The 20,963-nt window shown below is 29.4% G+C and carries 19 protein-coding genes; 16 read left to right on the top strand and 3 right to left on the bottom strand.

Annotation, left to right across the window (positions count from 1 at the left end; all coding sequences use genetic code 11):
• Nucleotides 1-115 precede the first annotated feature (115 nt).
• The 14 genes from murI to QIA46_RS00425 all read left to right on the top strand — a co-directional run bounded on the left by murI (nucleotide 116) and on the right by QIA46_RS00425 (nucleotide 15,793).
• Entirely contained in the window at nucleotides 116-898 is a 783-nt protein-coding gene (gene murI / locus QIA46_RS00490; protein WP_317268062.1) for a glutamate racemase, read from the top strand.
• Nucleotides 895-1,818: a ribosome small subunit-dependent GTPase A gene (gene rsgA / locus QIA46_RS00485; RefSeq protein ID WP_317268061.1), complete on the top strand. Its 924-nt coding sequence runs from the start codon at nucleotides 895-897 to the stop codon at nucleotides 1,816-1,818. Before murI ends, rsgA begins: the two co-directional genes overlap by 4 nt.
• Nucleotides 1,808-4,153 carry an endonuclease MutS2 gene (locus QIA46_RS00480; RefSeq protein ID WP_317268060.1) on the top strand — a complete coding sequence of 782 codons (2,346 nt, stop codon included), beginning with the start codon at nucleotides 1,808-1,810 and terminating at the stop codon, nucleotides 4,151-4,153. Before rsgA ends, QIA46_RS00480 begins: the two co-directional genes overlap by 11 nt.
• 5 nt (nucleotides 4,154-4,158) lie before the next feature.
• On the top strand, nucleotides 4,159-4,545 hold the full coding sequence (locus QIA46_RS00475; protein WP_301341292.1) for a hypothetical protein: 387 nt from the start codon (nucleotides 4,159-4,161) through the stop codon (nucleotides 4,543-4,545).
• A gap of 186 nt (nucleotides 4,546-4,731) precedes the next feature.
• Nucleotides 4,732-5,331, top strand: coding sequence for a V-type ATP synthase subunit E (locus tag QIA46_RS00470; RefSeq protein WP_317268059.1), 600 nt, complete (start codon nucleotides 4,732-4,734; stop codon nucleotides 5,329-5,331).
• Nucleotides 5,332-5,340: 9 nt separating this feature from the next.
• On the top strand, nucleotides 5,341-5,886 hold the full coding sequence (locus tag QIA46_RS00465; RefSeq protein WP_317268058.1) for a hypothetical protein: 546 nt from the start codon (nucleotides 5,341-5,343) through the stop codon (nucleotides 5,884-5,886).
• A 13-nt stretch (nucleotides 5,887-5,899) separates the two neighbouring features.
• Nucleotides 5,900-7,627, top strand: coding sequence for a V-type ATP synthase subunit A (locus tag QIA46_RS00460; RefSeq protein WP_317268057.1), 1,728 nt, complete (start codon nucleotides 5,900-5,902; stop codon nucleotides 7,625-7,627).
• Between the two features lie 20 nt (nucleotides 7,628-7,647).
• Nucleotides 7,648-8,952, top strand: a complete 1,305-nt coding sequence (locus QIA46_RS00455; protein WP_014023350.1) for a V-type ATP synthase subunit B — start codon at nucleotides 7,648-7,650, stop codon at nucleotides 8,950-8,952.
• Between the two features lie 2 nt (nucleotides 8,953-8,954).
• Nucleotides 8,955-9,563: a V-type ATP synthase subunit D gene (locus QIA46_RS00450; protein WP_317268056.1), complete on the top strand. Its 609-nt coding sequence runs from the start codon at nucleotides 8,955-8,957 to the stop codon at nucleotides 9,561-9,563.
• Nucleotides 9,560-11,386, top strand: coding sequence for a V-type ATP synthase subunit I (locus QIA46_RS00445; protein WP_317268055.1), 1,827 nt, complete (start codon nucleotides 9,560-9,562; stop codon nucleotides 11,384-11,386). Before QIA46_RS00450 ends, QIA46_RS00445 begins: the two co-directional genes overlap by 4 nt.
• Nucleotides 11,387-11,402: 16 nt before the next feature.
• The gene (locus QIA46_RS00440) at nucleotides 11,403-11,837 is read left to right on the top strand and encodes an ATP synthase subunit K (RefSeq protein ID WP_004790144.1); all 435 of its coding nucleotides are present in this window, start codon (nucleotides 11,403-11,405) and stop codon (nucleotides 11,835-11,837) included.
• Between the two features lie 71 nt (nucleotides 11,838-11,908).
• Entirely contained in the window at nucleotides 11,909-12,889 is a 981-nt protein-coding gene (locus tag QIA46_RS00435) for a hypothetical protein (RefSeq protein ID WP_317268054.1), read from the top strand.
• Between the two features lie 32 nt (nucleotides 12,890-12,921).
• On the top strand, nucleotides 12,922-14,721 hold the full coding sequence (gene lepA / locus QIA46_RS00430; RefSeq protein WP_317268556.1) for a translation elongation factor 4: 1,800 nt from the start codon (nucleotides 12,922-12,924) through the stop codon (nucleotides 14,719-14,721).
• 121 nt (nucleotides 14,722-14,842) lie between these two features.
• Nucleotides 14,843-15,793 (top strand): L-lactate dehydrogenase, encoded by a 951-nt coding sequence (locus QIA46_RS00425; RefSeq protein WP_301611314.1) that lies wholly within the window; start codon nucleotides 14,843-14,845, stop codon nucleotides 15,791-15,793.
• Nucleotides 15,794-15,821: 28 nt separating this feature from the next.
• Here the strand turns inward: QIA46_RS00425 and QIA46_RS00420 are convergent, their stop codons facing one another.
• From QIA46_RS00420 to QIA46_RS00410, 3 genes are all read right to left on the bottom strand, one after another.
• Entirely contained in the window at nucleotides 15,822-17,354 is a 1,533-nt protein-coding gene (locus QIA46_RS00420; RefSeq protein ID WP_316255981.1) for a YifB family Mg chelatase-like AAA ATPase, read from the bottom strand.
• Nucleotides 17,351-17,776: an iron-sulfur cluster assembly scaffold protein gene (locus QIA46_RS00415; RefSeq protein ID WP_317268053.1), complete on the bottom strand. Its 426-nt coding sequence runs from the start codon at nucleotides 17,774-17,776 to the stop codon at nucleotides 17,351-17,353. The genes QIA46_RS00420 and QIA46_RS00415 overlap by 4 nt, the downstream gene beginning before the upstream one ends.
• A gap of 118 nt (nucleotides 17,777-17,894) precedes the next feature.
• Nucleotides 17,895-19,163 carry a cysteine desulfurase gene (locus QIA46_RS00410; RefSeq protein ID WP_317268052.1) on the bottom strand — a complete coding sequence of 423 codons (1,269 nt, stop codon included), beginning with the start codon at nucleotides 19,161-19,163 and terminating at the stop codon, nucleotides 17,895-17,897.
• A 184-nt stretch (nucleotides 19,164-19,347) separates the two neighbouring features.
• Between QIA46_RS00410 and QIA46_RS00405 the strand changes: the two genes are divergently transcribed.
• Both QIA46_RS00405 and QIA46_RS00400 read left to right on the top strand, forming a co-directional pair.
• Nucleotides 19,348-19,668: a hypothetical protein gene (locus QIA46_RS00405; RefSeq protein ID WP_184107592.1), complete on the top strand. Its 321-nt coding sequence runs from the start codon at nucleotides 19,348-19,350 to the stop codon at nucleotides 19,666-19,668.
• Nucleotides 19,658-20,956, top strand: a complete 1,299-nt coding sequence (locus QIA46_RS00400) for a hypothetical protein (protein ID WP_317268555.1) — start codon at nucleotides 19,658-19,660, stop codon at nucleotides 20,954-20,956. The genes QIA46_RS00405 and QIA46_RS00400 overlap by 11 nt, the downstream gene beginning before the upstream one ends.
• The last annotated feature ends 7 nt before the right edge of the window (nucleotides 20,957-20,963 follow it).

Genomic DNA, 20,963 nt, shown 5'->3' with positions numbered 1-20,963 from the left:
ATAGCTTAAAACTTTTTTTTAAAAAAAACATTAAACAATTTTTATTATTTTAATTCTTGATATTAACCTTGTTAATATTTATACTTTATTTTTTAGGGGTGATTATTATTTTGTAATGAAAAATTTCAAAGAAGTAATAATTATTTTTGATTCAGGAATAGGAGGACTTTCTTATTTTAAATATATTAAAAGTAAAATAGGGGGATTTCAATATGTTTATGTTGCCGATAATAAAAACTTTCCTTATGGAGAAAAAAGTCCTGAATATCTTTTAGAAGCAGTTTTGTTGTTAATTGAAAAACTTAAAAAAATCTATAATATTGGCGCATTAATTTTAGCTTGCAATACAATTTCTGTTAGTGTATACAATAAATTAAATTTTATTTTTCCAGTAGTTTATACTTTGCCAGAGATAAGTTCAGTTTCAGATCTTGCTTTAAAAAGGGTTCTTTTGATTGCAACAAATACTACCCTTAAAAGCAAATTTGTTAAGGATCAAGTAAATATACACAATGATTTGCTTGTAAAATCTGCTGGGGAGCTTGTTAATTTTGTTGAATATGGAAAGAGATACAAAAAAGATGCTCTTAGATGTTTGGAAGATTTAAAATTTGAAGTTGTAAATACTGGCAGAGAAATTGTTTTTCTTGGATGCACGCATTATTTGCATCTTAAGGTAATGATAGAAGATTTTTTAAAAATTCCTGTTTACGAGAATCGTGAATTAGTGGTACAAAATCTTATTAGATCAATGAATTTTTCTGAACATAAGGGTAATTATTATAAAAATGATTTTGATTTTGTAGATGAATTTTATTTGACTGAAAATAAAAATTTAACTTTTTATCAAAATTTTTGCAAAAAATATAATCTCCGCTTTAAAGGAATGATAGTTTGAATTATCTTGAATTTGAAGTTATTTGGGGAGTGAATAATATATATTCTATTTTAGAGCTTAACAGTAAGTTAATTTATGAAGGAATTTTTAAGGGTAAAGTATTAGAAACAGGTTGCAAGGAGTACAGTCCTTTAGTTCCAGGGGATATAGTATTGGGGTATATTTATGGTTCTCGCAAGGTTTATATTGATAAGCGAGTAAATAGAAAAAATATTCTTTGGCGTTACAACAAGAAAGCAGATCTTAGGCAGACAATTGTTTCTAATATTGATAATGTTTTGATTGTAAGTTCTGCTAATTTTCCCGAGATGAAAAATTTTTTTATTGACAGAGTTCTTGTTGTTGCAGAAGAGCAAAATATTGTTCCTGTTATTGTAATTAATAAAATTGACAAAGGAATAAGCCAAAGGGTGCAAGAATTTTCTGAAATTTATGAAAATCTAGGATACAAAGTTTTAAAAACCTCTGTTAAAACTTCTGAGGGCATTAAAGAAGTAAAAGAGATTTTGAAAAATTCAAGAACTTCTTTTATTGGCCAGTCTGGAGTTGGTAAATCTTCTTTGATAAATTTGATTGATTCGAGGGCTTCTCAATCGGTAAATGAAATTTCACATAAATATTCCAGGGGAAAGCATACTACCGTTTATTCGATATCATTTCATTCTGAGAGTGGAATAATAGTTGATACTCCAGGAATAAAGGAGTTTGGAATTGAAACATTACCTTTTGAGAGTCTTAAGTATTATTTTAAAGAGTTTGAAAATTTTGCTAGTTTTTGCAAATATAAATCTTGTTTGCATGTTAGCGAACCCTGCTGTTCTGTTACAAGTTCTTTAGGTAATGGTATTTCTAAACTTAGATACGAAAGTTATTTAAAGATTTTGTCAGAGCTTAAAAATTATAAAAATTATGCAAGATAAGCAGCAAGATAAATATTTAAAAAATATTGACTTTTATGAAATTTTGTCTTTAGTATCTAAGTACGTTTCTAATCCAGACACCGTTGATTTACTAAGTAATCAAAAAATATTAAAAACAAGAGAAAGTTTAGAGAAAATGTTCTCCTTTGTAAGTCTGATTAGAATGCTTTTTGAGAGTTATAAAGGATATCCAAACTCTTTTATAAATAGTTTAAAATATCCCATTTCATTATTATCAAAAGAAAATTCAAGAGTTTCTATTGATAATTTGAAAGATATTGTAGTGTTTTTAGATGAGGTTTCAAGAATAAATTTATTTTTACATAAAAATAATGACATCAAGAATCTTAATGTTCAAATTTTATCTGATTTATTATTTTTCAACTCAGAACTAAAAAGTTTGCTTAATGAATTGAAAGAACATATAGATGTTGATTCTCTTGAATTGAAAAGTGGTGTTGTAAAAGAATATGATTCGATTGAATTTGAAATTAAAAATTTAAATAGGCAAATTGAAAATCAGATAAAAAGAATAATTAGTTTGAATGCAGAATATTTGACTTCTAGTTTTGTTTATTATAAATCAAATAAATATACTCTTGCTCTTAAGTCTAATTTTAAAGGTAAAATTAAGGGTAATATTATTTCTATTTCGTCATCAGGTGAAACATTTTATATTGAACCAAATGATATTGTAAATGATAACAATAGGTTAAATTATTTGAGTTTAGAAAAAGAAAGAATAATTTTAAAAATTTTACAAAATCTTTCTGCTAAAGTTCATAACAACATTGTTCTTTTAAATAATCTTTATAATAATTTTTTGTATTATGATTCTTTAAAAGCACGAGCGATTTATGGAATCAAAACCAAAGGGATATTTCCCGAGATTTCAGATGTATTAAATATTTTTGATGCACATCATCCTTTGTTAAAGGATCCAAGGGTAATAACTTTTACTCCTTCTGAGAATCGTGTTGTAATTATTACTGGTCCTAATGCTGGTGGGAAAACAGTAACTTTAAAGACAATTGGACTACTTAGCGCAATGTTTCAATTTGGAATTCCTATTACTGTTGGTGAGTCTAGCACTTTTAAAATTTTTGATAACATTTTTATTGACATTGGTGATGAGCAGTCAATTTCCAACTCCCTTTCAACTTTTTCAAGCCACATGAGTAATATTTCTTATATTTTAAAACATACTACAAAAAATAGCCTTGTAATATTTGATGAATTTTGCTCAGGGACGGACATTGATCAAGGTCAGGCGCTTGCTATTTCAATTCTTGAATATTTAATCAATATTAATCCTTATGTTTTAATATCAACGCATTATAATGCCCTTAAATATTTTGCATATACCCATAAAGGTGTTGTTAATGCCTCTATGCGGATGGATTTAGAAACGATGCAGCCTAATTATAATTTAATTTTTTCAATTCCTGGTGAAAGTTATGCGTTTAATGTTGCTAATAGGGCTTTGATTGACAGGGGTATAGTAGTTCGTGCTAATGAAATTTATTCATCTCAAAAAACAGAAATTAATGAAATTTTAGAAAAATTAATAGAAAAAGAAAAAGATTTGCTTTTAATTAAAGAAAATATGAATAAGAAATTAATCCAAATAGAATTGCGAGAAAAAGAGATAGAAAATTTTTATCAAGATCTTTTATTAAAGGAAAAAAATATTGAGACAGAGCTTTTAAATGAGCAGAATGAATTTTTAAAAAATTCAAGAAAAGTTTTAGAAAATTTGGTTAGAGAGATAAAAGAGGGCAATATTAATGTTGCAAAGAATAAAGCTTTTATATCAGATTTGGAAAAAAATGTAGATCTTAAGTTAAATAAAGTAAATTCTTTTAACAATAAGAGAAATATGGTTGCAGATTTTAAAATAGGAGACAGGGTTAAGATACTTAATTCTAATGCAAAAGGGAAAATAGTTGAGATTTCAAAAAAGAAGATTACTGTTAATGTAGGTGCTTTTAATGTTAGTGTTTCTAGCTCAGAGATATCTTTGGAAAACTTTAAAGAAAAAAAAGAGGATGGTAAAAATTTTAACTTTTCAATTGATTATGATAAGGAGAATTTATTAAATCTTGTCGTTGATATTAGGGGCATGAGAGCCGTTGATGCTCTAGACTTTTTGAATAAGAAAATAGATAATATTATATTAAATGGCATTAATAAATTTGAGATCATTCATGGAAAAGGTGAGGGGCATCTTATGAGAGAAGTTCACAATTTGCTAAAAGAATTGAAGTTTGTTAGAAAATATTATTTTGCTCACCCTAGTGATGGAGGGTCTGGAAAAACTATAGTTGAGATTTAATTTAAGTGAATATATCAAAATTTAATGAATTTGAAAATGTATTGTTTCACATTTGCCTTGATGTTGATTTTGTGCTTGAGAATGAATTTGGCAATTCTTATGATATTCACCCCAACAGGCCTTTTAGGGGCAAGGCTGCAAATGGTCTTTTGGATGGTCTTTTTAGCGTTACAACAACTTTTACGTCAGGCTATGGATCTAAGTTTGGAAGAGGTTATTTGATTATTATTGAGATATTAACTTTAAATTTTGTTGATGGTGAATTTTGGGATAAGATAAATAAAAGGGGTATTGAAATCTTTAGAGAAGGACTTAAAAATAAATTTCCAAGCAAAAATCTTGATATAGTGCTTGATGGCAATGTTTATAAAATTATTGGGCCGTTTTTTTAATGGTTGTATTATTTCTAATAATTGAGAATAAATATATTCATTAAAGAAGTATTATTGTGTCAATTTGATATGTTTTTTAATATTGAGAAATTTTTAATATTAAAAATTTATTGTATGCTTTTGAAAAGCTTTGCTTGCTAATAAGTGTTAAGTTATTATTTTTATGTTGTATGATAAGGAGTTTTAATGCAATTTGAAGTAAAGGATCTGATAAATAAAATTAAAAAAGATGGGCTTGAAGAAGCTGAGCGAGCATCTAATGATATTATTTTGAAGGCTAAAAGAGAGGCAGAAGAAATAGTTGCTAGAGCAGAAGAAGCCGCTAGAGCATTAAAGGTAAAATCAGAAAAAGAAGCTAATGATTATAAATCTCATGCTCTTGAAGCTTCTCGTCAGGCCATCAGGGATTTAATTATTGGCGTTGAAAAGAATCTTAAATCTCTTTTTAAAAATGCTTTAAAAGATAATGTATCAGAAGTTTTTAGTGATAATAATTTCTTAGCAGAGCTTATAATTAAAATAACAGATTCATGGGCCAAGGGAGAAAAATTAGTTATTCAATTAAATGAATCTGATTTTTCTAGTTTAGAACAGATATTAAAACTAAAGCTTGGCAATAAGCTTAAGGAAGGAATGGAGCTTAGACCTTTCAGAGGCATAAGCAAAGGTTTTAAGATTCAAAAAAAGAATATTGGTTTGCATTATGATTTTTCAGCTGAAACTATTGCAGACATTCTTTTTGATTATCTTAATCCAAGATTTAAGGAAGTTATAAAAGTGGTCTAGGAGACTTTTGTGTTGGATTCATATTATTATGTTTTATCTTCTTTGCCTTATATTGATTTAAAATCTTTGAAAAAGTATAGTGTTTCAGATTTTTTGAATAATGTCGAAATTTCTTTAAGTAAAAAGGACTTTGATTTTTTAAAAGGATTGTTAGAATTTAAGGTAGATAGGGGTAAGTCAAAAGTTATTGATCTTTTCCTTGATTTTGAAGATGCAATAAGATATACACTTGCGGCTTTAAGGGCAGAAAAATTGGGGTTGTCTAAGGATTTTTATTTAGAATCTGCTTATTTTTCAAGTTACTATCTGAGTATTTTGAAAAATATCTGTTTGAAAGAAAATCCTTTTGAAATAGAATTAAGTTTTGATCTTCTTAAGTGGCAATTTTTAACTGATCTTGAGGTTGGGCATGAATTTGATTTTGAGAAATTAATAATTTACTTTTTAAAGCTAAGGTTATTTTTAAGGCATAATTTATTTAAAGAAAAATTGGGTATTCAAAATTTTGACAATATTTGTAAAAATTTAATTGATAAAACTAATGAAAAAGTTTAGAAAAGGAATTTAGATGAATACAAAAGGAAAAGTCGTTGGAGTTAATGGAAACTTGGTTACTATTGAGGTAGAAGGTTCAGTTTCTATGAATGAAGTTTTATTTGTAAAGACCGCTGGTAGAAATTTAAAAGCCGAAGTAATTCGTGTTAGAGGCAATGAAGTTGATGCACAAGTTTTTGAATTAACAAAAGGTATATCTGTTGGGGATCTAGTTGAATTTACAGACAAGCTTTTAACAGTTGAACTTGGGCCAGGCCTTTTAACTCAAGTGTATGACGGACTTCAAAATCCTTTGCCGGAATTGGCTATTCAATGTGGATTTTTTTTAGAAAGGGGAGTATATTTAAGGCCCTTGAATAAAGATAAAAAGTGGAATTTTAAAAGAACTTCCAAGGTTGGAGATATCGTTATTGCGGGTGATTTTTTAGGTTTTGTGATTGAGGGAACTGTTCACCATCAAATAATGATTCCATTTTATAAAAGAGATTCTTATAAAATTGTGGAGATTGTAAATGATGGTGACTATTCGATTGATGAGCAAATTGCTGTAATTGAAGATGATTCTGGCATGAAGCATAATATTACAATGTCTTTTCATTGGCCTGTTAAAATTCCTATTACTAATTATAAGGAACGACTTATTCCTAGTGAGCCTATGTTGACTCAAACTAGAATTATAGATACATTTTTCCCAGTTGCCAAAGGTGGAACTTTTTGCATTCCGGGGCCTTTTGGAGCTGGAAAAACAGTTCTTCAACAGGTTACAAGTCGAAATGCTGATGTTGATGTGGTGATTATTGCGGCTTGTGGTGAGCGAGCAGGAGAAGTGGTCGAAACTCTTAAGGAATTTCCTGAGTTAATGGATCCAAAAACCGGTAAATCTTTAATGGATAGGACTTGTATTATTTGTAATACATCTTCAATGCCAGTTGCAGCCAGAGAAGCTTCCGTTTATACTGCTATTACTATTGGTGAGTATTACAGGCAAATGGGACTTGATATTCTTCTTTTGGCAGATTCAACTTCAAGATGGGCGCAAGCTATGAGAGAAATGTCTGGTCGTCTTGAAGAAATTCCCGGTGAAGAGGCTTTTCCGGCGTATCTTGAATCTATTATTGCTTCCTTTTATGAAAGGGCAGGCATTGTAGTTCTTAATAATGGCGATATTGGGTCTGTAACAGTTGGTGGTTCTGTAAGTCCTGCTGGCGGTAATTTTGAAGAGCCAGTCACTCAAGCAACTTTAAAGGTTGTAGGAGCATTTCACGGACTTACAAGAGAAAGGTCTGATGCTAGGAAATTTCCAGCAATTAGCCCTCTTGAATCTTGGAGCAAATATAAGGGTGTTATTGATTCTGAAAAGACTGAATATGCAAGATCTTTTTTGGTAAAAGGCAACGAAATCAATCAGATGATGAAAGTTGTTGGGGAGGAGGGCATAAGTAACGAGGATTTTTTAATTTATTTAAAATCTGAACTTCTTGATGCATGTTATTTACAACAAAATTCATTTGATTCTGTTGATGCTGCTGTAAATTCAGAGCGTCAAAATTATATGTTTGATATAGTTTACAACATTCTTAAAGCCAACTTTGAGTTTTCTGATAAACTTCAAGCAAGAGATTTTATAAATGAATTAAGGCAAAATCTTTTAGACATGAATCTTTCTTATTTTAAAGATTATAAGTTTAATAAATTGGAGCATGCTTTGAATGAATTGATAAATTTTAAAAAGGTAATTTAGGGGTTTGGAGAAATATATATATGAAAAGAGTCTATAGTAAAATAGAGTCTATAGCAGGCAATGTAATAACTGTTACAGCTCAAGGGATTAAGTATGGTGAGCTTGCTATTGTGAAAGCAAAAGATACAAGTTCTCTAGCCGAAGTGATTAAGCTTGATCGAGAGAAAGTTTCTCTTCAGGTTTATGGTGGTACAAGAGGTGTTTCTACGTCAGACGAAATAAAATTTTTGGGCCATTCAATGCAGGTTTCATTTTCTGACAATTTGTTGGGTAGAATTTTTGATGGTTCTGGAAATCCTAGAGACGGAGGTCCTACTCTTGATGATAGTTTGATTGAAATCGGGGGGCCTTCTGCAAATCCTACAAAACGGATTGTTCCTAGAAATATGATAAGAACGGGGCTTCCGATGATAGATGTTTTTAACACTCTTGTTGAATCTCAAAAATTGCCAATTTTTTCTGTTTCTGGGGAGCCTTATAATGAGCTGCTTGTGAGAATTGCGCTTCAAGCAGAAGTTGATTTAATAATTCTTGGCGGAATGGGGCTTAAGAATGATGATTATTTAACTTTTAAAGATTCTTTAGAAAAAGGTGGAGCTTTAAGTAGGGCAATTTTTTTTGTTCATACTGCTAATGATTCTGTTGTTGAATCCTTAACTGTTCCTGACATTTCGCTTTCTGTTGCTGAGAAGTTTGCCCTTAAGGGTAAAAAAGTTTTGGTACTTCTTACAGATATGACAAATTTTGCTGATGCGATGAAAGAAATATCTATTACAATGGAACAAGTACCTTCTAATAGAGGTTATCCTGGAGATTTATATTCTCAGCTTGCATATCGTTATGAGAAAGCTATTGATTTTGAAGGTGCAGGATCGATTACAATACTTGCGGTTACAACAATGCCGGGTGATGATGTTACTCATCCTGTTCCTGATAACACTGGGTATATTACAGAAGGCCAGTATTATTTAAAGGGCGGCAGAATAGAGCCTTTTGGGTCGCTTTCAAGGCTTAAGCAAATGGTAAATAGTAGAACTAGAGACGATCATAGAACTATAATGGATTCAATGATCAAGCTTTATGCATCTTCAAAAGAGTCTGTAGAAAAAAAGGCTATGGGATTTAATATGACCAAGTGGGATGAAAAATTGCTCAAGTATAGCAATATGTTTGAAAGCAAGATGATGGATTTGTCTGTTAATATTCCATTAGAAGAGGCTTTAGATTTGGGTTGGGAGATTCTTGCTAGTTGTTTTAGTCCAAAAGAAACGGGAATAAAAACAGACCTTATTGAAAAGTATTGGCCTAAAAAAGAGACTTATTGAGTATGTCTAAAATTAAATTAACCAAAAATGATCTTAAAAAGCAAAAAGACGAACTTAAAATGTTTAAGAGATATTTACCTACTTTGCAGCTTAAAAAGCAACAGCTTTATATGGAAATTGTTAAAATTGAGAATTCTTGTAGAATTAAAAAACTTGAGCAACAAAAACTTAAGGAGAGTATTTCTAATTGGATTTCTCTTTTTAGCGAAAAATTTCCTTTTGAGAGTTGGATTCAGGTAAAAACAGTAGTCAAAAAGTCTTTAAATATTGCAGGGGTTGCAATTCCCATATTCGATTCTATTGAATATGAAGAGATAAGGCATGACTTACTTTTTACCCCTTATTGGGTAGATAAGGGGATTGAAATTCTTAAAATTGTGATTCAAATTGATGTAGAACTTAAAATTTTAAAAAAACAGATCAATTTGCTTTTAAAAGAGTTTCGAGTAACATCTCAGAGGGTTAATTTATTTGAAAAAGTTATGATACCAACAGCTAAGGCTAATATAAAAAAAATTAATATATATCTTGGAGATCAGCAAACCGCGGCTGTTGTAAGAGGTAAAATTGCTAAATCTAGTTTGATAAAAAAAAATAGGAACAGCTTATGATTGTAAAAATGAAAAAAGTTTTACTTTTGACTTTATCAAAATATAAAAAAGAATCATTAGAGATTTTAAGAGACTTTGGAGCAGTTCACATTAATTCTTGCAACAAGAATTCAGAATCTTTGCAAAAAAGCATTGATAATAGGCGAATTTTAATACAAGCTTTTTCCTTGCTTAGAGAAGATGGGGGCGTTAAAGCTTTAAAATCTTCTAATGGAAATTTTTTAGATATTGCAAAAAGCATAGTCAATTTAGGTAATGAAATTAAAGAATTTCAAGACATTAAGCGATCTTTATTACATGAAAGGAATTTGATTTCTGTTTGGGGAAATTTTTCTTTAGAGAATATTGATAAATTGAAAGAGTCTAACATTTATATTCAATTTTTTAAAATTCAAAAAAGTGAATATAAAAATTTATTAAGAGACCCTAATGTTAATGTGTTTTTGATTAAAAACGTAAAAAACACTTCTTATTTTGTGAGTGTTGGTGAGTTTGAGCAAAAAATTGAAATTGCTGATGAGTTTAAGTTTAATTATGATCTTAATTATATTAATAATAAATTAAAGGTTGTTGATGAGATTTTAGATCAAAAATTGACTCAAATTTCTCTTTTTAATAAATATATTGATATTTTAAGAGATGAGATAAAAAATTACGATCAAATAGTAGAGTTTGAGCAAGTTTTAGCTGATATGCAAACCGATTTTGAGGATTTTTCGTATATTACAGGCTTTGTTCCAGCTGAAAGTCAAGAATCTCTTAAAAGCGCAGTTTTAAAAGCAGGTTTTGCGGTGCAATTTGCAGATCCTGGAGAAAATGATATTATTCCAACTTATATAAAAAGAAAAGGAATTGCCAATTTGGCTGCACCTATTTTTAATATTTTAGAGACAATTCCTGGGTATAAAGAAAGGGATATAAGTTTTATCTTTATGTTATTTTTCTTTGTGTTTTTTGGTATGATCATAGGTGATGCAGCTTATGGAGTGATATTTTTTTTGATAGGAATTTTGCTTAGTTTGAGTTTTCTTTTTAAGGGCAAGCCCTTAACACCAGTTCATGGGTTAATATTTTATCTAAGTATATCATCAATACTTTATGGCGCCATGACTGGGACTTGGTTTGGTAGTCCTTTAATTCTTGAAATGTTTCCTATTTTAAATTCATTTAAAGTTAGTTATTTGACAGAGAAAAATAGTGTACAAAATATTATCTTTATCTGTTTTTCAATAGGAGTTTTGCAAATTTCATTAGCGCATACTTGGAATTTTTTAAGACAAGTAAAGGAAAAGCCTTATATTCATTCAATTGCACAGATTGGTTGGCTTATGTGTATATTTGGACTTTATTATCTTGTTTTGAATTTAATACTAAGTCAATCTCGATTTCCCATGTATAATGCTGTTTATAATGTAATATATTTTGGCGTTGCACTTGTATTTGTTTTTAGTAAGCAAGATGGCTCAAATTTTTTCAAGTGTATATTGAAAAGTTTTGGGGGTATTATAGAGCAGTTTTTAACCACTGTGTCGGGGTTTGCAGATATAATATCTTATATTAGACTTTTTGCAGTTGGGCTTGCAGGACTTTCAATCTCAGCAAGTTTTAATACTATGTCAATACCTTTGTTAAAATCTTCTAATATTGGTTTTGTAGTAGCCGGAATTATTGTTATACTTTTTGGGCATGTTTTAAATATAATGTTATCTTTACTTTCAGTAATTGTTCATGGAGTAAGGCTTAATATGCTTGAATTTTCAAACCATTTAGGGCAAGAATGGAGTGGATATGCTTATAAGCCTTTTAGAAAAATGAAAAAATAAATAAAAAGGAGTACTTATGGATATAGGTTTAATAGGAGTTAATTCAGCTTTAACAATCTCAGCAATAGGTTCTGCGTTGGGCATGGGGGCAGCAGGTAGTGCTGCTATTGGAGCATGGAAGAGATGCTATATGCAAGGAAAGCCAGCGCCATTTTTATTGATCGTTTTTGTTTCAGCACCATTAACCCAAATAATATATGGATATATTTTGATGAACACATTATATGAGGTAATGATGCAGACAAATCCATGGTTGTTGCTTGGAGCTGGTCTTGGTGGTGGGTTTGCTATTGCTGTTTCTGGATTTGCTCAAGGTAAAGCAGCAGCAGGTGCTTGTGATGCATTTTCTGAGACTGGGAAAGGATTTGCTACATATCTATTAGTTTTAGGATTAATAGAATCTGTTGCTCTTTTTGTAATGGTATTCTTAATGATATTTAAGTTTGTTTAATTTTGATTTATTATTTCTTTTAATATTAAATTTTCTCGTAATTTATGAGTTAATTTAATATATTTATTATTATGAGAAATGTGGTTTTATTGTTTTTTGCTTTGCCTTTTTCTATTTTTTCGAATTCGTCAAGTAATAAAAATTTTCCGTATTGGATTTTACTTGAAAAAGGCAGGCAATTTCTTTATTCTAAATCTGAATTTAGTAAGTCTAATCTTACACAGGCTATTAATTATTTGCAGGAAGCTTTGCTTAGAAAGGGCGTTTATCCTGAAGCCAGCTATTATTTGTCAGTAGCTTATGGTATGTCTGGCAATGCTATTCTTGAAAAATTAAACCTTTACAAGTCTTTTGAAGACAAAGATTATTTACTAGATGAATCTTTTGAAAAAAAAATACTTTTTTCTTTAGCTAAAATGGCTGAACTTGAGAATAATTATGTTGATACGATTGATTATTTGAATGACATATTAAACAAGTTTTCAACTAAAAAAGATTATTACAGTTATCATGATTATTCTCAAGGCGAAAATAGTATGTCAAATAATGAATTTAATGTTTCATTTTATTTAACTTCTTATTTAAAACAAGTAAGAGGAGCTTTTGGTATTGATTTTACTTTTAATCTTTATAGATTTAAAAACTACAATGTTATTGATACTCATCAATTATTGTCAAAAGTTTATTTGCGCTTAAAAGCTTATGAACTTTCAATTACTCATGGACTTATAGCTGCAGTAGGAATTTTAACAAGAATGTATGATTATGTTTGTTATTATGAACCTGTGTATCAGTTTAGAAATTTAAGGTCTTTTGTTCAAAAAATTAATGAGTATAAGGCAATAAAAAATGCTTTTGAATCTACAGATTTTTGGGAAATAGTTTATAACGTTGCTGCTGCTACTTATGCATATTCTAATGGCAATTATAAATTTAGAGCAATAGATACTTGGAAACTAATAGTAGATCTTGCACCAGGATTTTCTCCTTATATTGCGAAATCAAGAAGTCAAATTAAAAATTCTTTATATTTTAAAAAAAATAATTTTTAAATCTTGACTTGTAGTTCAAGAGGGGGAGTAGTATTAGTATTCGTAAGAAAAACTTTTGCATTATTGCACACATTGATCATGGTAAATCTACATTAGCTGATCGATTTATTCAAAAGGCCAAAATAATATCCGATCGTGATTTTAAAAGTCAAATGCTTGACAGTATGGATATTGAGCGAGAAAGAGGAATTACAATAAAAAGTCAGGCAGTAACAATTACTTATAAAAGTAATGACGGTGATTTTTATGAGTTAAATTTTGTAGATACTCCAGGCCATGTTGATTTTTCTTATGAAGTCTCAAGAGCAATTTCATCTTGTGAGGGCGCTCTTTTATTAATTGACGCAAGCCAGGGAATACAGGCTCAAACAGTTTCTAATTTTTATATGGCTTTTGAGCATGATTTAGAAATTATTCCTGTTATTAATAAGATAGACCTTCCGAATGCTAATGTTGATTTTGTAAAAAAGCAAATAAAAAATGATTTAGGATTAAATGAAGAAATTGCTATTTTGATTTCTGCTAAGAATGGAATAGGAATTGATGATTTGCTTGAAGCTATTTGTAAGTACGTGCCATCTCCTAAAGGAAGTGTTAAGGACCCATTAAGAGCATTAATTTTTGATTCACATTATGATTCTTATAGAGGGGTTGTTGTTCATTTTAGGATTTTCGAAGGACAAATCAAAACAGGCGATAAGATTAGGCTAATGCATACTAATAGCGAGCATTTAATTGAAGAGATTGGAATTTTTAAAATATCACTTGAAAAAAAAGATAGTCTAGAAGCAGGAGATGTTGGATATTTTATTGCAGGAATAAAAAATATATCAGATGTGAAGATTGGAGATACAGTAACCCTTTGTGATTTTCCTGCATTATCTCCTCTTGAGGGATTTAAAGAAGTCAAGCCTGTAGTGTTTTCTTCGGTGTATCCGGTTGATGCCAATCAATATGATGATCTTTTAAAGGCAATGGATAGATTAAAGCTTAATGATGCGTCGTTAACATTTGAAAAAGATTCATCATCGGCGCTTGGTCATGGTTTTAAATGCGGATTTCTTGGTCTTTTGCATTTAGAAGTTATTCAAGAACGCATTGAGCGCGAATTTAATTTAAATGTGATATTGACTTCTCCTTCTGTTAGATACAAAATAATCCCTAAAAAGGGAGAGCCTTATTTTATTGAAACTCCCGAGCAATTTCCTGGAAACGAAGCTATTGAAAGCGTTCTTGAGCCTTATATTAAGGCTAATATTATTGTTCCTACAGAATTTTTGGGAAATATTATGAGCGTGTGTTTATTAAAAAGAGGAGTGCAGACAAACTTGATTTATCTTGATACTAAGCGTGTTGAACTTATTTATAAAATGCCCCTTTCTGAAATACTTTTTGATTTTTATGACAAGATTAAATCTGTAAGTCGCGGATATGCTTCTTTTGATTATGAACTTTTAGATTATGAGTATACAGATTTAGTAAGATTAGATATATTAGTCAATGGAGATAGAGTTGATGCACTATCTCAGTTGGTTTTTAAAGATAGTGCCAGAACTAAGGCTATTGGGATTTGTAAAAAATTGAAAGATGAAATAGCAAGACAACAGTTTAGAATAGCTATTCAAGGTGCTATTGGTTCTAATGTTATTGCTCGAGAGACAATCTCTCCTGTTAGAAAAGATGTTATTGCCAAGTGTTATGGTGGTGATATTACTCGTAAGAGGAAACTTTTAGAAAAGCAAAAAGAAGGTAAAAAGCGAATGAAGATGGTGGGAAATGTTGAAATTCCACAAAGTGCTTTTCTAGCGGTTCTAAAATCCAATGATAATTAAATTTGTTTTTAATTTTTAAAGTCATTTGATTGGCAAAGCCCTTGAAAATGCGATAGAATATTTTTATCATTACTTATTTAAAATTAGTTGTATGTAGTTTTAAATTTATATGGAGTAATTTATGCTTAAGTCTAATAAAGTTGTTCTTATTGGAGCTGGCGGAGTGGGTTCAAGCTTTGCTTATGCTTTGACAATAGACAATTCGCTTGTACATGAACTTGTGATTATTGATGTTAATGAAAATAAAGCAAAAGGTGAGGTTATGGACCTTAATCATGGCCAAATGTTTTTAAAGAAGAATATTAATGTATTGTTTGGAACTTACAAAGATTGTGCTAATGCAGATATTGTTGTAATTACAGCAGGGCTTAATCAAAAACCCGGTGAAACAAGACTTGATTTGGTTGATAAAAATTCTAAAATTTTTAAAGATATTGTAACTAATGTTGTATCTAGTGGTTTTGATGGTATTTTTGTAGTTGCAAGTAATCCTGTAGATATCATGACTTATGTTACAATGAAATATTCCAAATTTCCTATTCATAGGGTTATTGGTACTGGCACTATTCTTGATACTTCAAGACTTAGATATTTTTTAAGTGATCGTTTTAATGTAAACACTCAAAATATACATTCATATATTATGGGTGAGCATGGTGACAGTTCTTTTGCTACTTGGGATGAAACAAAAATAGCAATGAAACCTTTATCAGAATATCTTGCTGAAGGCAAAATAACCGAGCCTGAGCTTGATGAAATTCATAAAAAGGTTGTGAATGCTGCTTATGAGGTGATTAAGCTTAAGGGGGCAACCTATTATGCTATTGGACTTGGTATTAAGAATATTGTAAATGCAATAATTGGAGATCAGAATATTATTTTGCCAATATCTTCTTATATCGATGGTCAGTATGGGGGATTAGTTAAAGATATTTATATTGGAGCACCTGCCATAGTTTGCAAAGAAGGAGTCAAAGAAGTTTTAAACTTTAAGATAAGCCCTAAAGAGCTTGAGAGGTTTAACAGTTCTGCTAATCAGCTTAAAAGCTATATCGATAAAATAGAATTTTAGTATAAAGACCCCTAAATATTGGGGGTTTTCATTTTTCAAGCATATTTTCTCCGTTTTTTCTGTGTTCAATTGCTTCAAGTAAGGCTTCTCTTGAAATGTTTTTTTCTTCCTTTAAATCGGAGATTGTTCTTGCAATTTTTAGTATTGAATGTGTTGCTCTTGAAGATATATTGAGTTTGTTTAGAATGTAAATCAAATCATTTTTTAAGATTGCACTTAATTCGCAAAATTTTTCAATGTGATCGGAATTAAGATCGGAATTTTTATTTATGTTTGCAAAATTTTCGTATCTTATATTTTGAATATTTCTTGCTTTTATTATTCTTTTTTTTATTTCACTTGAACTTTCGCTTGTTTCGCTGAATAATTTTTCATTATTAATTGCTCTTGTTGGAACTCTAATATCAATTCTATCAAGCATTGCAGCTCCAAGTTTTTTCCAATAATTTGAAATTTCTTGTTGTGAGCAAAAACAGTCTGTATTTTTTTTGCCAAGATTTCCACAAGGACAAAGATTCATTGCAAGTATTAGTTGAAAATTGGCAGGGTATTTGAATAATTTAGAACTTGCCCTTGAGATTGAAATTGATTTGTCTTCAATAGGTTCGCGCAAAGATTGTAAGATAGATTTTTTAAATTCCAAAGCTTCATCTAGAAATAATATTCCGTTGTGGGCAAGAGACACTTCTCCAGGTAAAGGATTAGGGCCCCCTCCGATTATTCCCTCTTTACTGGCAGTATGGTGAGGATTTCTAAAAGGTCTTTTTTTTATTATCTTGCTGTCTATTAATTTTCCCGATATTGACCATATTCTATTTGTTTCTATAAGCTCTTTGTTTGTAAGTGGAGGAAGAATAGATTGGGCGCATTTAATGCTAAGTGTTTTTCCGCTTCCAGGTGGACCAAACAGCATGATGTTATGTCCACCGGCAATTGCTATTTCAATTGCTCTTTTTGCTCTTTGTTGTCCTTTTATATTCTTAAAGTCATAATCTAAAATAGAATCTTCTTCAATTTTTGATTGTTTGGTATTTGTTCTTGGAGGAAGTATATTGCCGTTTAATTGTTCTATAATTTTTATAGTTTCTTTTAAATCTTTAACACCCCAAATATTTAAACCATCTATTAGGCGGGCTTCTTCTAAATTTTCAAAAGGAACTATTGCAAATTTTATTTCCTTCTCTTTGGCAAGAGCAATTGCTGGTAAAACCGCTTTTATTGATCTTATTTTGCCATCTAATTGTAATTCTCCCAATATTAAGATTTCTAAATTTTTATTATCTTTGCTTTCTTGGATTTTAATAATGCTAATAGCAATCGAAAGGTCAAAAGCTGTACCAAGCTTTTTAATTCCGGCTGGTGCAAGATTTATTAATATTCTATCTTTAGGGAAATTAAAATTTGAATTCTTGATAGCCGATTTTACTCTTTCTCTTGATTCTTTAATTTCACTCCCAGCAAGTCCTACAATATCAATTCCAGAAATTCCTTTTTTTATGTCTATTTCAATCTCAATTAGTTCTCCTTCATATCCGATTGATGAGTGTGAATAGATTTTCATCTAATAGCTCTCCTTAAAGGCTTGTAGCTTTCCAAACTATCTTTTAATGATTTGTATGGCAGTAAAAAACAGTCTTTTCTATTTGTATTTGTAAATACGTCAAAAATTCTTAAACTTGTGTCAATTTCGTCTAGATTTTCAAAATCATTGTTTATCACTTTTTGCACTAAATTTAGAATTTCGAGCTTTGGTTTGTTATTGCACAATTTATTTAAAGCGTTGGCACTTGCAAGTAAAACTATGCATCCAGATGCATGATGTTTTAAATTAAATTGTCCATTATTTGTTTCTATTATTTGGAATAAAATTTGATCTCCACATTTGGATTGATGCTTGAAATTCTGGTTTGTTTCTACTTTTATTACGTAATTATTTACTTTACTAAGCCTTATTAATTCTTTTTTAGTTTTTTCAGTGAGCATAATTTAATTTTATTTTCTTTGATTTATTAAATCAATAATAAAAGATGATCCTAAAATTAAAGTTAATCAAAAATCAAATTTTTGATTAACTTTGTTAAGATCTTTATTTTATAAATTTTTATGAAAGCTCTTTTATTACTTTTTTTAATCCCAATATAAAATTATCAATTTCTTCTTGAGTATTATAAAAATAAAAGCTAATTCTTAAAAGATGGTTTTTATTTAAATTTTCTGGGAAAAATGCTACATATGAACAAGTTTTTCCGGCTCTGGTTGCTATTCCCATTGTATCTAGATAGGTTTCAATATCGTGGGAGTGAATATTTTTTACTGTAAATGATATTATTGAATTTCTTTTAAGATTTGTATTTAATATAAATTCAACTTCATCAAGCTCTTGTAATTTTTTAACCCCATATTCGATTAACTGCTGATCATGCTCTAAAATAAAATCCATAGAAATATTATTGATATATTTTATTGCTTCTTCAAGCCCGACAATTCCTGCAATATTTGGGGTTCCTGATTCAAATTTATTAGGAGCATCAGACGATTTGAATTTAATTTTTTCATTTTCTATAAATATTTCTTCTACAGTATTTCCTCCCAATTTTGAGCTATGAAGTTTTTCAGCCATATTATTTGAAATGTATAAAATTCCTATTCCTGTTGGAGCAAGCATTTTATGTCCAGAAAATACCAAAAAGTCACAGCCAATTTTTTTAACATCTATTTTTATATGGGGTGCCATTTGTGCAGCATCTATAAAAAGACATATATTGTATTTTTTTGCGATTTTTCCAATAGATTCCAAATCATTAATGGTTCCTAAGGTATTATTTATTCCTGAAATACTAATTAGTTTTGTTTTTTCTGTAATAAGTTTTTCAATTTCTTCAGGGGTAATAATTCCCATTTCATTGAACTTGGCTAATTTAATTGTTAAATTAGCCAAACTTGCAAGATTTACCCAAGGAAGCAAATTACTGTTATGTTCAAGAGTTGTAAGAATAATTTCATCTTTTTTTTTAAAGTATTTTGAGTAAAAAAATGAGCTTGCAATAGTATTGATTCCATCAGTAGTTCCAGAGGTGAATATTATATTTTTTGCAGATTCTGCATTAATGAAATTTTTCACAAGTTCTCTTGTTTTTTCTATCTTTATGCTCGATTGAATTGCAAATTTGTGCCCGCTTCTGTGCACATTTGCGTTGTAATTTTCATAATATTCAACGTTAGAATAAATTACGTTTTTGGGCTTTTGAGAAGTTGCTGCATTGTCAAAATAAATTATATGCTTATTGTCAAACTTTTTATTTAAAATAGGAAAATCTTTTCTTAAAAATTTAACCTTTTCGACATTGCTTTTTATTTGTTTGAAATCCATAATCCTTATAAGTTCCTTTGTATTAATTTTTAGCCTTTAATTATTATATCATTATTTTTTTCTTAACAAAAAAAGTTTAAAATGATTATTAATTAATAATCATTTTTTTTTAAAATTCAAATTTATTTTTTTGTATAAATTTTGTTTATTGGTTATGTTTTTTGATTATGATATACTCGTTTATATGAAAGAAGTAATTTATAGGTTTGAGAAAGCCGAAGATTATAAATTAGTTCCTGTTAATAATATTTATGGGAATGTAACTAATACAGGAGAGATTTTTTGCGATCTTGTTTTTGAGTCCACAGAGATTTCTGAAGAGATTGCTTACACAAAAACTAAAGAAGGTGTTTTGGAAGAGGCTTCAAAAGAGCTTAAAAGTGGGGAAGAGGGGAAAATAGTATTAATCAACTCTTTTATAGGAATTTCTATTACAAAGACTACTGCTAGAAATATTGCTTATTGGCTTTTGAAAAAAGTTGATGAATTAGAAGATAATGAATAGTAAAACATCCGAAGATAGAATTAAGATTTATTTATCAAAACTTAGGAAGTATAAAAACAAAATTTTAAGCACAAATAGTATTAAAAATATTATTGAAGTATCAGATATTTCTGATAATGATATTGAAAATATAGGACTCCATTTTAAAAGGTCTTATGCGAGAGCCAAAAGATTTTTTGATATAGGCAAGATAGATATTGCTTTTAGAGAGCTTGAATCTATCTATTTTTATTCTCTTCACGATAAATCAATGTTTAGTTTGTTTTTTTTTCTTTTTAAAGAAATTGCTGATAGGGTAGATACTAAAGAATCTAAAAAAAAAATGATCCATTTGACTTTGCAAGCAAAAGAATTCGGAATAAGAGATGATTTAGATTTAATCGACTATTATGAATTTAAGAAATCTAAGAACAGAATGTTAATATTAGCTATAAGTTCTATTTTAATATTTTGTATTTCTTTGATTACTTACAGATCTTTTCAGAGTTTCATGGGTATGAATGGGAATGGTAAAATGGCTTTAAAAGAAAAATTTACTCCTTCTTTCACATCGCAAGGTCTTCCCCCTATTACCATGGCTACTGATTTAGTAGTTGAAGCTGTTAATCTTATTTCAAGCCCCAAAGAGTTCTATTACATAGAAATAGAGGATGCTAAAGTTTTGGTGTTTGAAGATGCGCATTTGTATCAGCTTAAGGCGGGGGTTGTCTCAACAACGTATCCTGTTAAAAAGATTTCTTACAGAGTTACAGTTTACGATGATCTTGGCAAATCTGTGCTGAATCAGGTTTTTTCTAAAGAAAGTGATTTTTCTGCAAAATGGGGCAAAGATGTTTATATCCCAATTGATGTTATATCAAGTATACCAAGAGCTATCGATGTTAATCCTAAAAAAATAGTATTAGATATTATTGACATTGATTTTTTTGAAAATGTTGATGATAAAATTGGCATAAATCTTGACTCAGATTCTTTTATATTAAAATTTAAATATATTGGAAATTATTTTCAAAAGTCTTTTGGGATTTATAAGGCAAATACTGTGATAGAAGTTTTCAATTCTTCAAAAGATGTTATTAAAAATTTGGAGATTGAAATTGGTTATATTGATAAGGAGGGTAGGATCATTAGGTCTTTGCGACGCAAATTAATCTCTTCTGCCAATTCTTTTTTAAAATCTAAATCCAAGCAGAGTTTCACAATTAGTACGATTTTCCCAAATGAGATTTATCCTACAATTGAAAAAGATTTTTCTTCTATTAAAATTTATAATGTTATGATTAAATAGAGCTTTA

Source organism: Borreliella carolinensis (genome assembly GCF_032595855.2).
Taxonomy (GTDB): Bacteria; Spirochaetota; Spirochaetia; order Borreliales; family Borreliaceae; genus Borreliella; species Borreliella carolinensis.
This window is presented reverse-complemented; position numbering and strand designations above follow the sequence as displayed.